This is a genomic window from Methylomonas albis, from assembly GCF_014850955.1.
Taxonomy (GTDB): domain Bacteria; phylum Pseudomonadota; class Gammaproteobacteria; order Methylococcales; family Methylomonadaceae; genus Methylomonas; species Methylomonas albis.
On the sequence record NZ_JACXSS010000001.1, the window covers coordinates 4,043,766 to 4,058,109 of the forward strand.

11 protein-coding genes and 1 CRISPR repeat array are annotated in these 14,344 nt (G+C 54.2%); of the genes, 4 read left to right on the forward strand and 7 right to left on the reverse strand.

Annotation, left to right across the window (positions count from 1 at the left end):
- Positions 1-21 precede the first annotated feature (21 nt).
- The 4 genes from EBA_RS18555 to EBA_RS24650 all read left to right on the forward strand — a co-directional run bounded on the left by EBA_RS18555 (position 22) and on the right by EBA_RS24650 (position 6,554).
- Positions 22-2,166, forward strand: a complete 2,145-nt coding sequence (locus EBA_RS18555) for an efflux RND transporter periplasmic adaptor subunit (protein WP_192376082.1) — start codon at positions 22-24, stop codon at positions 2,164-2,166.
- Entirely contained in the window at positions 2,159-4,156 is a 1,998-nt protein-coding gene (locus EBA_RS18560; RefSeq protein WP_192376083.1) for a preprotein translocase subunit SecA, read from the forward strand. The genes EBA_RS18555 and EBA_RS18560 overlap by 8 nt, the downstream gene beginning before the upstream one ends.
- A gap of 82 nt (positions 4,157-4,238) precedes the next feature.
- Complete coding sequence (locus EBA_RS18565) at positions 4,239-5,126, forward strand: efflux RND transporter periplasmic adaptor subunit (protein ID WP_192376084.1); 888 nt, start codon at positions 4,239-4,241, stop codon at positions 5,124-5,126.
- A gap of 999 nt (positions 5,127-6,125) precedes the next feature.
- A complete protein-coding gene (locus EBA_RS24650; protein WP_192376085.1) occupies positions 6,126-6,554 on the forward strand; it encodes a tyrosine-type recombinase/integrase in 429 nt (142 codons plus the stop codon).
- 448 nt (positions 6,555-7,002) lie between these two features.
- A CRISPR array of direct repeats spans positions 7,003-8,615; the repeat unit is 28 nt; unit sequence GAAACACCCCCACGGGCGTGGGGAAGAC.
- A 48-nt stretch (positions 8,616-8,663) separates the two neighbouring features.
- Here the strand turns inward: EBA_RS24650 and cas2e are convergent.
- From cas2e to casA, 7 genes are read right to left on the reverse strand one after another with little or no spacing between them, the layout of a single operon-like run.
- Positions 8,664-8,966 (reverse strand): type I-E CRISPR-associated endoribonuclease Cas2e, encoded by a 303-nt coding sequence (cas2e, locus tag EBA_RS18575; RefSeq protein WP_192376086.1) that lies wholly within the window; start codon positions 8,964-8,966, stop codon positions 8,664-8,666.
- On the reverse strand, positions 8,947-9,828 hold the full coding sequence (gene cas1e, locus EBA_RS18580; protein WP_192376087.1) for a type I-E CRISPR-associated endonuclease Cas1e: 882 nt from the start codon (positions 9,826-9,828) through the stop codon (positions 8,947-8,949). Before cas1e ends, cas2e begins: the two co-directional genes overlap by 20 nt.
- A gap of 52 nt (positions 9,829-9,880) precedes the next feature.
- A complete protein-coding gene (gene cas5e / locus EBA_RS18585) occupies positions 9,881-10,597 on the reverse strand; it encodes a type I-E CRISPR-associated protein Cas5/CasD (protein ID WP_192376088.1) in 717 nt (238 codons plus the stop codon).
- Positions 10,590-11,639, reverse strand: a complete 1,050-nt coding sequence (gene cas7e / locus EBA_RS18590; protein ID WP_192376089.1) for a type I-E CRISPR-associated protein Cas7/Cse4/CasC — start codon at positions 11,637-11,639, stop codon at positions 10,590-10,592. The genes cas5e and cas7e overlap by 8 nt, the downstream gene beginning before the upstream one ends.
- A gap of 40 nt (positions 11,640-11,679) precedes the next feature.
- Positions 11,680-12,315 carry a type I-E CRISPR-associated protein Cas6/Cse3/CasE gene (gene cas6e, locus EBA_RS18595; protein WP_223146710.1) on the reverse strand — a complete coding sequence of 212 codons (636 nt, stop codon included), beginning with the start codon at positions 12,313-12,315 and terminating at the stop codon, positions 11,680-11,682.
- The gene (gene casB / locus EBA_RS18600) at positions 12,302-12,829 is read right to left on the reverse strand and encodes a type I-E CRISPR-associated protein Cse2/CasB (RefSeq protein WP_192376090.1); all 528 of its coding nucleotides are present in this window, start codon (positions 12,827-12,829) and stop codon (positions 12,302-12,304) included. The genes cas6e and casB overlap by 14 nt, the downstream gene beginning before the upstream one ends.
- Positions 12,826-14,337: a type I-E CRISPR-associated protein Cse1/CasA gene (gene casA / locus EBA_RS18605; protein WP_192376091.1), complete on the reverse strand. Its 1,512-nt coding sequence runs from the start codon at positions 14,335-14,337 to the stop codon at positions 12,826-12,828. Before casA ends, casB begins: the two co-directional genes overlap by 4 nt.
- Positions 14,338-14,344 lie beyond the last annotated feature (7 nt).

Below are 14,344 nucleotides of genomic sequence, written 5' to 3' on the forward strand. Positions count from 1 at the left end.
TTGCGATGCTGAGGCTTACTCATGGCTAGCGAACTGTTCAGTCCGCATTGGTACCGGGTCGCCAAGCTCAAACCCAAGCTGCATAGCCATATCGAGATTCATCGCCACGAATATCGCGGCCTGATTTGGTACATTCTCGAAGACCCCAATACCGCCCGCCACCAGCGCTTTAACAGCCTGGCCTATCAGTTCATCGGGTTACTGGACGGCAAATTGAGCGTACAAGAGATTGCCGACATTCTGAATCGACAACTGGGCGACTATGCACCCAGCCAGCAAGATCTGGTTGAACTGCTCGGGCAATTGCATCAGGCCGATTTGATGCAAACGGAAGCCTTGGTCAACACCGAAGAATTGTTCGAACGGCAGGCTCGGCTGCGCAGCTCCAAAACTAACCAGCGGCTGTTGAACCCGCTGTCACTGAAATTACCGCTGTGGGATCCGGACGAGTTTCTCGACAAACATTTGCCCAAGGTGGCCGGTTTGTTCAGCGTCAAGTTCGGCCTGGTCTGGCTGTTGGTCGTGGCTACCGCCCTGCTGCAAGCCGGCGCCAATTGGCCGACAATCAGTCATCATTTTGAATTGAACGCGTTGGCTCCGTACAATTTTTTGATTATGTTTTTGCTGTATCCCCTGATCAAAATCCTGCATGAATTGGGGCATGGCTTTGCGATGAAGTTGAAAGGCGGCGAAGTGCATGAAATGGGCGTAAATTTTTTATTGTTCATGCCGGTGCCTTACGTCAATGTCTCGGCCGCCAACCATCTGCGCAACCGATACGACCGGATCTTGATCAGTGCTGCCGGCATTCTGGTGGAAGGATTCCTGGCCGCGCTCGGCCTATTCCTGTTTTTGAGCACCGAGACCGGGTTTGTGCAGGATATTGGTTTCGACATCATGCTAACGGGCGGCGTCTCGTCGCTGTTTTTTAACGGCAACCCGCTGTTGAAATACGACGGCTATTACATTCTGGCAGATGCACTGAGCATCCCCAATTTATACCAGCGTTCAAGCCAAATCTGGGCTTACTTGGCCCAGCGTTATTTGTTTGACTTGAAACAGGCGGTGTCGCCAGCTTCAGCACCAGGCGAAACCGGCTGGTTTGTGGTTTACAGCTTGGCATCACTATCCTATCGCTTGGCGATGCTGTGGTTTGTCTGCGTGTATCTGACCGAAAAATTCTTTGTGCTGGGCGTGCTGCTGGCCTTGGCGATGGTGGCCTTGCAACTGGCGTTGCCCGTCTACAAAGCTATCAGTTTCGTGTTGACCAGCCCCAGCCTGGGGCGAAAACGCGACAAAGCCCTGCTCACCAGTTCAGGCATCGCCGTAGCACTTATCCTGCTGATTGGTGTCGTGCCCTTTCCTAATTACACCCTGGCCGAAGGCGTGGTCTGGCTGCCCGATGAAGCACAGATCAAGGTCGAGCAAGACGGCTTTGTCGGTGAATTGCTGGTCAAATCGCAGCAGTTCGTCAACCAGGGCGATGCCCTACTGGTGATGCATGACGATGCCCTGGAGTCCAAAGCTAAGATTGCACGCGCCAAGGTAGCCGAATTGCAAAGTCAATATCGTGCCGAGAAAGAGCAGGATTTGGTGAAGGCGGAAATATTGAAAGAATCCTTGCGAGTCGCCGAATCCGAACTGGATCATTTAAATCACAAATCCAGCGCGATGCTCATTAGCGCCGCCAAATCCGGTTATTTGCTGATGCCGGACGCCGACGACCTGACCGACAGCTACCTGCGGCAAGGCGAGTTGATCGGTTACATCATGGACCAACAAGCGCCGACCATACGCATGGTAGTCACCCAAGATAACATTGGCCTGCTGCGCGAACGCACACCGCAAATCAGTGTGCGACTGGTCAGCGACCCGTATCGCGAGTATCCGGCCAATATCATCCGCCTGGCGCCGGAGGCCACTAACAGCTTGCCGAGCCCGGCGCTGGCGACTACCGGCGGCGGCAAGATTCGGGTCAATTCGGAAGACCCAAAAGAGATGCAGACCTTGCAGAAAATTTTTCTGGTGGACCTGGGTTTCGCGCCGCCGAAAAATCTACCTATCGGCATGCGCGCGTATGTGCGGATTAATCATGGCGGCGAATCGGCGGCGACCCAGTTGTACCGCCGGCTACGCCAGGTATTTTTGAGGCAATTCAATGTCTGAGGTTTTGTGGCGCCCAGGGCTGCGCTTTGGCAGCTATCCGCAGAAACCGGAAAGCCGACTCACGGATTTCGAGCAAGGCGCAGCGGCCTTTTTCGACAAAATCGTCAAACGCCTGACGCGTAAACGCTACAGCCTGACTTATGTCGTGGAGCAGGTAAACCGACATGCCGAGCCCTTACGCCACTGCAACGAACAACAGCTAACCATTGCCATCCTGGCGTTGCGGGAGGCCTTATCCCGGCAAGGTTTGACTGAAGTTTTGATGCTCCGGGCCTTTGCCTTGATTCGCGAGACCGCCGACCGCACCCTGAACAAACGCCATTTCGATGAGCAACTGTTTGGGGGCTGGCTGATGATCAACGGCCTGCTGGCGGAGATGGAAACCGGCGAAGGCAAGACGCTGACCGCCACGCTGCCGGCCTGCACCGCAGCATTGGCCGGCATCCCGGTCCACGTCATCACCGCCAACGATTATCTGGCGGGTCGCGATGCCGACATGCTCAAACCGCTGTATTTGCGGTTGGGCTTGAAATCGGGTGCGGTGGTCGATGGTATGGCGCTGGAGCAACGCCGAAAAATGTATCAAAACGCCATCGTTCATACCACCAACAAGCAAATTGCCTTTGATTATCTGCGCGACCGCATCGAGATCGGCGAGGATACCGGACCGCTCAGGTTTCAATATCGGCAAATTCGCCAGGACGTCACCGAGCAAAAACATGAGGCGTTGATCATGCGCGGCTTGTGCTTTGCGATCATCGATGAGGCAGACAGTGTCTTGATTGACGAAGCCAAGACACCGTTGATCATTACTCAAACCAAGCCGAATGACGAATCGCCGAAGACCTATGGCGACGCCTTGTATTTAGCCTCATCGTTGTTCATCAACGACGATTTTGTGATTGACGCCAAGAGCCGCGACATCGAACTGACATCGCAGGGCGAAAACACCCTAGCCGACATGGCTATCGGCCTAGGACCTAATTGGAAAAACAAGCGCTGGCGGGAAACCATGGTGAAACAGGCTTTGATCGCCGAGTATTGCTTCAAGCGCAACAAGCAATACATCCTCAAAGATAACAAGGTACAAATCATCGACGAGTTTACCGGTCGGGTAATGGAAGATCGATCCTGGGAACAGGGGCTGCAGCAAATGATAGAAGCCAAGGAAGGTTGCTTGATTTCCGAACAGCGCGAGCCGCTGGCGCGCATCAGTTACCAGCGCTTTTTTGGTCGCTATCTCAAACTGGCCGGCACCTCGGGCACGGTGCGGGAAGTGGCCGCGGAAATGCATCGCGTCTACGGCCTGCACGCCGTGAAAGTACCAACGCACAGAATATCGAAACGACGACTGCTCAGCGAGCGGATTTATACTACACAGGCAGCCAAGCAACGAATGTTTCTGCAACGGGTCAACGAGTTGCACACACTGGGCAGACCGATATTGATAGGCACCGGCTCCGTTGCCGAATCGCTGGAGGTCAGCGATTGGCTGGAACAAGCCGGTTTGCTCCACCGGGTTTTGAATGCCGAGCAAGATCAACACGAAGCCGAAATCATTGCTCATGCCGGCCAGCTGAATGCGATTACCGTGGCGACCAACATGGCCGGGCGCGGCACCGATATAGCCTTGGGGCTGGGCGTGGCGGAACTGGGCGGCCTGCATGTGATTGCATTGAACTGCAACGAATCCCGGCGCATAGATCGGCAACTATACGGCCGTTGCGCCCGGCAAGGCGATCCCGGTAGCTGCGAAGCGATACTATCACTGGAGGATGCGGGGCTGCGGGAGTTTTATTCCTCTGCTATTCTCAAAACGCTGACCGGCTTGGCGAATGGAGATCAAGCCTTGCCGGCGTGGTTGGGAAACCTGATCTTACGCTTGCCGCAAACTTACAAAGAGCGGCACCAGCGCAGCGTCAGAAGGCAATTAAGCAAACAGGACAAACGTTTGTCGCGTATTTTGGCGTTTTCCGGCAAGTTTGAATAAATGCAGTGGTCTTGGATTTGCCGTTTTGTTAAAAATCGCCCCGTTTCAAATCAAGTCGGATTAACCGCTTACTAATTTTTACATGTCCATAAACCCTTATTTTTCTTCCGCACTACTCGGCCTTGGCCTATTCAGCGGCACTACGCTTGCCGCCAATCTGGATTGCATGGTCAAGCCGGAAATGTACGTCGAGCTGAGCAGCCCTGTGGCGGGTACCGTCGCAGCACTATTGGTCGACAAGGGCGATCACGTTGTCAAAGGCCAGCCTCTTGCCCAATTGGAAGCGTCGGTGGAACTGGCCAAGTTCAACCAAGCCAAGGCAGATGCCGAGACCAACAGCGAGGTGCGCAATCAAAAAATCAAACTGGAATACGCCACCCGCAACCGCACCCGCTACCGCAGTTTGGCCACGACCAATGTCATTTCTCAAATCGAGAAAGACAAAGTCGAAACCGAAGTGGTGCTAGCCGAAATCGAGTTGAAAAAGGCCGAGGAACGCAGAAAGTCGGCGATGCTGGCATTGGAAATGGCCAAGGCACAACTAGAAGTTAAAACCGTCAAAAGCCCGATAGACGGTATCGTAATAGACCGGTATGCGATGCCCGGCGAGTCGGTCAGCGACCGCGCGATTATGAAGTTGGCCCAAGTCAACCCGCTGCGAGTCGAGTTGATCGCCCCTACTGAATACTTTGGCCTAATTCAGCCGGGCATGGAAGCGGAAGTACGCCCCGAACTGCCGGCCAAAAAAGTAGTAAAAGCCACGATCACCAAAGTGGACCAATTGATCGATCCGGCCAGCGGCAGCTTTACTGTACGGATGACCTTACCCAACGCCAGCGACGAGCTAATCGGCGGCGTAAACTGTATTGCCAGCTTCGATTTCGCAACTCCTGCTGTAAGCACGACACCGACTCTCCCGCCTTTTGCACCACAGAGTGCGGCTCCAGTGAATCCGGTCATCAAGCGTTGAGCTAAGCTACACTGCTTGCACTGAGACCGTCAAAGGGCAGGCCGGATATGCTTCAAGAGATTCCGTCCGAACGTACAAGAGCGCCAGCATTTTTCGGTAAAGCTGAAATGGGTCCCATCCGATTTCAGCGCGAAAAATTTGCTTGCAGTTTATGCCTTCGGCGGCCCCGATTCGTCCGCGTCACCTCGTTTCGACCCAACAGGGGGTCGAAACATCGACTCTCGCATGACTTGACGCCGTGTCGCGATGCCTTGCAGGTTTTCTCCGCTTCGCTGCGAAAACCCGCCCAGCGCTACGGCTATCGGGGACTAAAAATCTTCACTTCGCTATCGCTCCGTTTCCAAGATTTTCAGCGCCAGTAACAACTAGAGCAGTTTAAAAAGCGAAATGCCGAGAGGTGTTTCCCCAGCTAACTTTTTGCCAAATGTGGGACGAAGCGGATGGGTTGTCCAGGCACATACTTTGAACATCTTATAAAACTTATCTCGGAAATTGTGAGGCAGCATGCAACGTGCACCTGGGTGCTTAGAATAAAACTGGCCGCTCTCGAGTAGAGTTGAAGCAGTTAAATCCGTGAAAAAGAGTAGATACTGCATTTGATTGAATGTGTTGAACTGCTCTGCCAGGAGAGCAAGCCCGACTTTAGCTTGGTCAGGAAATCGGGATTATTTCCTAAAAACCGGGAATTGCAAATGAAAGACGAAAAAAACCAGTCGCTCTTGCAGGTCCCTGTGGTTGGGTGGCGGAACGCGCGACTAGCATCTATTATAATCGGCTTTAAACATTTCGTATTTTAGCCCGATGATCGACAAACCCTACGGTAAATTTACCCTTGAACAATTCAAACAGTTAACTGACTTAGTCCACGAATCCAAGAATCTAGCCCCGACCCTTGAAAAAGTGTTTCGTGAGGCTGATCCGTAACGATTTAAAGCAATTTTAGGTGACGATTTTTCCTGGGCACATTTCTATGAAAAGCCTTTTGAAATTCATATTGCCATGGGCGTGTACATATTGGATTGGCAAGATAAGATCAAGGAAGCCGCCCAAGCAGAAGATCCACAACAATTTTTTTACGATTTCTTCAACAGCGCTGAAGCCGATAAGGATTATGTGTTCACGTTCAAAGGTAAACCCGTGCTGAAAGCCGGTGGTAACGCCTGGAAGAAAGCATTGAATCGCGCCAGCATTAGCGAATTCAGGTGGCACGATTTACGCCATACCTTGGCAAGCTGGCATGTGCAAGCAGGGACGCCGTTGAATGTGTTGCAGGAGTTAGGCGGTTGGAGTGACTATTCGATGGTGCTGCGTTACGCACACCTGGGGCCGGAACATCTGGCCGAATACGCCAACCGAATCACCGATTCAGCACATTTTGCGCACACAAAACCGGTAGGCATAAAAAAACCAGTCGCTCTTGCAAGCTAACTGGTTGTTTTATCTGGTCATTCATGGTGGGTCGTGTGCGATTCGAACGCACGACCATCGCATTAAAAGTTCGATTCAAACAACTTTCATGCAACTGCATACTACTTAAAACGTCCTTTAATCAAAAGCTTATCAGCAGTTTGACCGAGTGTAAAGTTGTTAAAAGTAGTATGGAGCAAAATAAACCGCTGTAGTTTTTACCGTAGTTTTTGATTGGCAAATTAAGCCTATTCACGCTCTTACGATCAACTCCGAAACTGAGCACAAAAGCTCGAACCAGCTCAAGCGTAGAGCCACAAAAAATAGGCTCGGAATTGTTCCGGCTTTGTATAGGCGAGTTTGACGCTGGCAGTGCCAAATCCGGACACCGAAGATGCTGGCGAAATTTTCATCTCCCCACGGGCGTGGGGAAGACATGCCTTGGCGGTGTTATCGAGATCCGCTGGAGGAAACACCCCCACGGGCGTGGGGAAGACAAATTCCACTCGTCCTGAATCAGCGCGTAGTAGGAAACACCCCCACGGGCGTGGGGAAGACTTTAGCGAACAAACCTGGGCGCAAATGACAGAAGAAACACCCCCACGGGCGTGGGGAAGACGGGGCGCTTTCCACAGCTAGCCCGACATAGTAGGAAACACCCCCACGGGCGTGGGGAAGACACTACATACGTCGACCCGAAAGTAATTGATGTGGAAACACCCCCACGGGCGTGGGGAAGACCCGACATTGCCGGCGCGTTGGAACAATCGATCAGAAACACCCCCACGGGCGTGGGGAAGACTTTTGGTGGCGTTGCTAAGGTTTGTGCCGAATAGAAACACCCCCACGGGCGTGGGGAAGACTTGTGCAATGTCACACCGAAGCCGACCGGGATAGAAACACCCCCACGGGCGTGGGGAAGACACACCGCTATAGAAGCCAAAGTGATTTGTTGAAGAAACACCCCCACGGGCGTGGGGAAGACGTAGCAGAAACAATAAAGCGAAAGACTAAACCGGAAACACCCCCACGGGCGTGGGGAAGACGAAGCCCCGGAACAAACATCGATGAAAACGCTAGAAACACCCCCACGGGCGTGGGGAAGACCCAGCCTGATTTAAAACGCTTGAGCCGACACCAGAAACACCCCCACGGGCGTGGGGAAGACTGACCCGTCGTAATACAGAGGCTTGTCTACGCCAGAAACACCCCCACGGGCGTGGGGAAGACTCTTCTGCAACGCGCCGACAACCGGCGATAGATAGAAACACCCCCACGGGCGTGGGGAAGACTACCAAAACAGCGCGTTAGGCGGGATTGGCGTAGAAACACCCCCACGGGCGTGGGGAAGACTAACAGTCTATGTTGACCATCAATAACCCAATAGAAACACCCCCACGGGCGTGGGGAAGACGCAATCGAAGCAGTCAACGCCGCGTTGATGTCGGAAACACCCCCACGGGCGTGGGGAAGACGAATAGCTAAACTGCTTTCACGAAAGACTTATGGAAACACCCCCACGGGCGTGGGGAAGACCGGATCAATCAGGACGATTTCGCCATCTTGAAGGAAACACCCCCACGGGCGTGGGGAAGACTAGTTTTCGTGCTGGTCGAACGTGGAAAGATGGGAAACACCCCCACGGGCGTGGGGAAGACTACGCCACATGCCTTACTTGCCAGATGGATATAGAAACACCCCCACGGGCGTGGGGAAGACCCACCAGCAGCAGCAGCATCGTTAGCATAGGAAACACCCCCACGGGCGTGGGGAAGACCTGCGTTTGATAGCCAAAAGCAACGGCAAAACAGAAACACCCCCACGGGCGTGGGGAAGACCCAAACGGCCAGGTGTACACCTTAACCGAAGCAGAAACACCCCCACGGGCGTGGGGAAGACGGGGTGGCTGCAACTAAGCCGGGTCCGTATTGGGAAACACCCCCACGGGCGTGGGGAAGACGCCAATCTGTAAGCACCGCAAGCCCTCGTCCCAGAAACACCCCCACGGGCGTGGGGAAGACCTAAGCAAGCGGTGCAAATAAAAAACGCACCTAGAAACACCCCCACGGGCGTGGGGAAGACACCAACAATTCGTGGTGTTGGCATATTTTAGCCACTATATCTCGGGTTTTAGATTTTTACATCGTTGTCAGTTGGACCTTTTTCCAATACCAACTGCAAGCCGGAGATTTCGACAATGTCGCGTTTGGGGTCCCCGATGCCACGAATTTCGTAACCCGGCGCTTCGTTAATGCGCCTGAATACCAATAGTCCGCTTTCCGGCTGGCAATGCTGGTACAAGTAATCCACGACGGCTTTACCGACGGCATCGTTTACGCCGGACACAAACACGTTGGGCCTGGGTTCTACAAACCATAGCTTCATTCGGCCGCGCACCGCGGGCGGCAGATCGTTAGCTATTACGACGAGCATTTTTGCCCCCCAACATCTCTTCGATGTCGCCGCCGATACGCCCCAGTAAATCCATTGCGATGACCCGCTTACGAAACGATTCGGCCACCTTGTGCTTGTTGTAGCGCCCAGCCATCTCAAGAGTCAGCGCGAATGCCAAATCGATACAAAGCTCCTCTTTATACAAGTCGGCCAAGTCGTAAACGAACGGCAACGGGCTGCCAGAATGGATAAAGCCAATATGCGGCGAATAGCCCATGCTGTGCACGGCCGATGTCAAAATACCGTAAAGCGCGGCGTTGGCAGCGGTCAACACCTGATTGGTTATGTCACCCAGCTCAAACTTGCCCGGCTGATAAGAACGGCCTTTCCAGCCGACTTGATATTGCTGGGCCTTTTCTTCGTAAAGGCCGCGCACCCGATAACCTTCCATGCCCATCATTTCCTTTAAAGTTTTGCCTGCCAGATCCGCCTTGGGAAAGCGGCGGGCATACATGCGCCGCACCACTTCCAGCGATTTGGCTTCATCGGTGGCCAACAGCATCTGCTTCTTGAAATTGCGGGTATCGGCGGTCGGCGTATGTCCGGCGGCGTAAAACAACAAGCTGTCTTCGCCGACCCAGCACACCGAGCAATTGGCGGCGGCGGTGACTTTAATTGCCTCGTGAGTAATGCTGGTGCCGGGTCCCAGCAACAGACAATTCAAGGTGGCAATCGGAAGCCGGACCACGTTGGCCTCGCTATCTATCCACTTAACGCTACTGTCGTCGATTTCCAGCCGTCCTCGTTCCAGGTAAATAAAGGGATACTTGCTTTTGACTTGCGGTAGCGTGTCGCGCGTTACTTTGATCAACAAGCGGTTGCTACCGGCTTCGGCGTTCATATCGCCTCCCACGTCCAAAAGAATCCAAATTGTTAAAGAACCGACCGCGTCGTCAGGCGGCAACCACGGTGACGCGCCGGTCGCGATAACGCTTGCGCTCGCCAAACTGGATGGGCACATCCATCAGGGTCAGCACTTCGCCCTCGTGTTCGCCATCCAACACCCGATAGTCTTCCAAACGCTGTTTTTCGGATGCCAGACTTTGCGCTTGAGCCATCGCCTCCTCGGCGCGGGTAAAGCAACCGCGAAAGATAAAGTCGGTCGGCGCGCAGTGCTTGCGGCCCAGGTACACATCCCAAGTCGGACTTTGCAAGGCCTCGGCAATCGCCGCCACCCTTTCGGCGGGAACTTGCAGCAACACCGCAAAGCAGGCGTCTTGCAAATAATAGCGATAGGTCATTTTTGTGCCTCCGCCAACAGCCTTGCCGCCGTCGCTCTTCTTCGGAATCAACAGACTTGCCCAGGGATCGCCATCGTCGTAACCGCTACCCACCATCTGAAAATCCCGCAATAACGGCTCTCTGTCCTGCTTGATCGTTTCGCCATTTTGTTGGCGACAACGCGCGTAAGCAATCACGGTCTGCGGCAAACCGGCGAATTCGTTCAACAATTCCCGCTGTTCGCCACCGGCACCCAAGGCGCTGCAAACCATGCCCAACACACCGGACTTGGTCGGAAATGCCAAGGTATCGCGACGACCGAATTTGGAATCATGGCCCCATGCCTGTAACGGACCTTCCAACCATAGCAGTAACCAGGGATCACTCATCTCGGCAGCCTTCCGCGTGTCGTTTCAGCGCGGCAATCAAATCGTCGACGCTGAAATTTTCGTCCTCGCCCCAGGTGTATTCGGCGATTTTGCCGAACAGCGAGCCGGACAGTTTTTCCTTGCTGGTCAAATAGGCAACCAAAGCGTCTTTGCTGGGTTGCAGAAAGCCGCCGTCCTTAGGCTTAACCGCCGTCTCGAACGGCACTTGCAAACGTTGACCCTTGCGCACCAGTACTTTGGCGAACTCCCACGGTGACGCCGCCGATTGAGTAGTTTGCCGTGCCGCCGGCAACGCCACGAATAAGGCCTTGGTGAAAGCCTCGACCGCTTCCGGCAAGTTTTGTCCGACCAGCGTTTGACAAAGCTGGCCCAAGTCCAGGCTGATATAGCGGTAATAGGTCGCCGAATTGAACTCCAGGCTGCCCATGTGCGCCGCGCCGGGGTCGTCCTGCAAATCGTCGAGCGCCGTGAAAAATTCGACCTCGTTGCTGACCTTATGGGTGGAAATCGCGTGGGAAAATGCCGCCGCGGCTTCCACATTCAATTCGGCGGCCTGAGCCACCATGCGGCCAAATAGAGCGATGTCCAGGCCGTCAACCGCCGGATTTAGTGCTTTCTTTGCCAGTTTGTGAATCTCCTTATCTTTGATATTGCCGCTATCGAACCCATGTTGCTTGGCAAACTCAGCGAAGGCTTGCGCCTCGGTAGAACTAAAAAACAATAAAGTATCTTTAGTTAAGGCTGAACCGATTGCCATAGCGCAAGCTTGTGCCTGTTCCTCAGCTGCACCGAGACGGATACAGGCTTCTGCCACGTAATCGGCAACTAGTTTGCTACGAATCGCCAATTTAACACCGAAATCCCGCAGTGCTAGCCTCACCGCCCGTTTCCAAGCTTGTGAACTGACCCTGGCGCGGGTCACACCGCCCACCACGGCGGATTTTGGCGCACCGACATCGTCGCGGTTAAGGCAACTAACCGGAAACGATTGCAGGATGTGGTATTCGATGTGGACGCCTTTCAATGGGTTTGCTTGGTTCATGTCGATTCCTTCAATGATTGAAACAGTGTGATTGGATGGGTTAAAGCGGCACGATTTGCAGCAGGCCGAAACCGAAAGCTCGTCCGCGGCCGATGCCCTGCCGAAAACTGGCGACAAAGCGTTCGCGGTCGATGACTTCCAGTTCGCCTTTCAGACTGGCGCTGCCGTGGGTGACGGTTTGCTCGCCCTTTTTAAAACGTTGCACGGCGAGTTTTTCCACCTGGAGATTGTCCGGCTTGACGGCAAATCCCCAGGACGCGGCGGCGCGTTCGAGAAACCAGTCGGAAATCGCTTCCCGCCCAAGCACGGCCAAGATTTTGCCGGTTTGGGCGTCTCGCCGACACGGATTGACGACGACTTGAAAGGCGTAACTTGCGTGTTGCAAGAATGCCGGTTGAATGATTTTGTATTCCACGGTGCCATGGTCGGGCGTCAGATTTGGCAACCGGTCAGCCAAAATCAAAATCGCCCGATGATGAAAATCGCCGCCCTGATCGGCGTACAAAATACCGCTGGGCAAGCTGGCCTGCTTTTGTACGGCACTGCGGGTATCGGCAAACAAGCCGTATACGGCACGATGCACTGAATACGCATCGGTCAAACGCAAGGCCTTGGCATCGCCTCGCGACAGGCGCAGCACGGCAGCGTACATATCGGCGGAATCATCGCTGCTCATCCGTCGCCCCCTGCTCGCCGCGCCGGAAGAAATCTTGCGCCCACCGAGCTTTCACTCGTTGCGGGTCGAAGTTGAAGTACAGCAAATCGTCGAGCAAGCCGGCATAGTTCAATGGGATACCGGCTTTAGCTTCAATCAAGCCGAACAGAGGCCGAAGAATGCGGCAGGCTTCTTCCACTTGCTCGCAGGCCAATAGCCGGCGCAGTTTGGCCTTGGCTTGGTCGCTTTGATTGTCGTCGTCGTAACAAGCGGCAATCGCTCTGCCGATGCCGAGAGAGCCGTTATGCTCGGCTTTGGCCCTGGCAATAGCTGCCGCAACAGTGGCGTATGGCAAGCGCCGCCAGGCCTGGTCCAAATCGACGAATGCCGCCAAGTGTTCCCAGCTCTGGTATTCGGTATTGGGGTTGTCGGCGCGGCGCAAGGCGGCTGCGAGGCCATTATCTTGCTGGCAGCGTTCGATGGTGTAGTTGACGAAAGCGGCGCTCTTGCCGACTTTCTCGCTGGGTTGACTCATGTTGTGGCCTCCTGGGGTTGAGTCGCGTCGTGTAGATAACGCCCGAGATTGGGCTGATTTTTCGCCCAGGCTTCCAGTTGCCTGGCCGTGTCGTTGGGACAATGGTGCTGATAGCTTTGCCGAACGAAATCGGCAAAACGTCGGCGCAGGATTTTGATTTGGGCCGGATCATCGCAGCCGTCAACCAGTTTTTGGAATTGCCGCTCGCAGAGTTGCCAGTACAGGTTGCTGGCTTGCCCTGCCTGCTGCTTGCCTTCCATACCCAGCGTTTTGTAATAGTTCAGCGTGGCGCTATAGACAATTTTGGCGAGTTGGTCGAGCTCGGCCATTTCCCTCTGCAAAATTTCAAACCATTTCTCGCCCAAAATTTCCATCGGTAATGTGAGCACTGATTCTACGAAATCGTCGGCGCCGGAAACAAATTGCTCGCCGGCATTGCTGCTGACCCGCAAACCGCCCGACCAGATACCCAGTGCTTCAGCATGGCGGCGAGCGCGTTGTAAACCTCCGCGCAACAATTGGCAGTCATAACCGACGGTACGGTTAACGCCGAGAAAGCTGAGCATGGCGGTCAGGAAACGCCACGGCCGTTTTTCCGGATCGACCCATACCGCCTTGGCGTCCTTACCGGAATAATCCACCGAGACGGATGGATCGACCATGCCTTCCTTGTAACCGGGGTGGGCGATGCCCTCCGAATAATGCAAACCCGATTCGGCCAACAAACAAAAGCGCGACATAGGCAGCAAGCGACCCATCAGGCTGTTTTGCAGTTGAGCCGCTATTGCACAAGCCTCGCCCGTCGGCATTTGCTCCCAAGGTGCTTGGCCCAAACCAGTAGTGAACACCCGCAAACCGGCGATTTGTTCAGTCGTCAGCAGATTCAGCCACAGCGTTTCCGTAAGCGATGCACCTACTAAAAAGCTGTGTAAAAAACCGGAGAATCCTAGCGCTGGTCCAGGCTTGCCGGTGGCAGGTTTACCCTTGTCGTTGGCTTTTCCAGAATAACCTGCCGACAACACGACGCTGTTATCGGTTTTTTTTCCACCTAGGCCAAAACCCATCAGAACTATCAGCAACAAGGCGTTATCAGCGGCCGACAGTGTCTTTTCGATATGTATCTGCGTTAGCACTGTCGTGTTGCCCGTCGCCACCTCAGGTAAAACCGCCCCGGCTGATTGGATTGCTGCCTTGCAAACTCCCGGCATCTGCAAAAACGGCCTTTCGCCATACAGATCAAACCGATCGTGCCATTTTTCCAAATACACCAGGCATTTCTCGGCCATACCGGCCGGGCCGAGTTCCGCCCAAGCTTCGTCGTCCGCCGGTGTCGTTGCCGCCTGTACGATGGCCAACAACAGTTTGGTCACCGCAATTTTTTGTATCGGGTTGCCGCCTAGCGCTCGATATTCCGGTTGGCTGAATATTTGCCGTAAGCTGACCAGTCCAACGTCCACTACCGGCAGCCAAGGCTCGTCGATCAAGTTAAACCGATTTTCTGTCCTCATGTCTTCT

What these genes read in the sequence shown, in the direction of transcription:
- EBA_RS18555 (WP_192376082.1), top strand. Translation starts at nt 22, where the DNA reads ATGGCTAGCGAACTGTTCAGTCCGCATTGGTACCGGGTCGCCAAGCTC.
- EBA_RS18560 (WP_192376083.1), top strand. Translation starts at nt 2,159, where the DNA reads ATGTCTGAGGTTTTGTGGCGCCCAGGGCTGCGCTTTGGCAGCTATCCG.
- EBA_RS18565 (WP_192376084.1), top strand. Translation starts at nt 4,239, where the DNA reads ATGTCCATAAACCCTTATTTTTCTTCCGCACTACTCGGCCTTGGCCTA.
- EBA_RS24650 (WP_192376085.1), top strand. Translation starts at nt 6,126, where the DNA reads ATGGGCGTGTACATATTGGATTGGCAAGATAAGATCAAGGAAGCCGCC.
- cas2e (WP_192376086.1), bottom strand. Translation starts at nt 8,966, where the DNA reads ATGCTCGTCGTAATAGCTAACGATCTGCCGCCCGCGGTGCGCGGCCGA.
- cas1e (WP_192376087.1), bottom strand. Translation starts at nt 9,828, where the DNA reads ATGAACGCCGAAGCCGGTAGCAACCGCTTGTTGATCAAAGTAACGCGC.
- cas5e (WP_192376088.1), bottom strand. Translation starts at nt 10,597, where the DNA reads ATGAGTGATCCCTGGTTACTGCTATGGTTGGAAGGTCCGTTACAGGCA.
- cas7e (WP_192376089.1), bottom strand. Translation starts at nt 11,639, where the DNA reads ATGAACCAAGCAAACCCATTGAAAGGCGTCCACATCGAATACCACATC.
- cas6e (WP_223146710.1), bottom strand. Translation starts at nt 12,315, where the DNA reads ATGAGCAGCGATGATTCCGCCGATATGTACGCTGCCGTGCTGCGCCTG.
- casB (WP_192376090.1), bottom strand. Translation starts at nt 12,829, where the DNA reads ATGAGTCAACCCAGCGAGAAAGTCGGCAAGAGCGCCGCTTTCGTCAAC.
- casA (WP_192376091.1), bottom strand. Translation starts at nt 14,337, where the DNA reads ATGAGGACAGAAAATCGGTTTAACTTGATCGACGAGCCTTGGCTGCCG.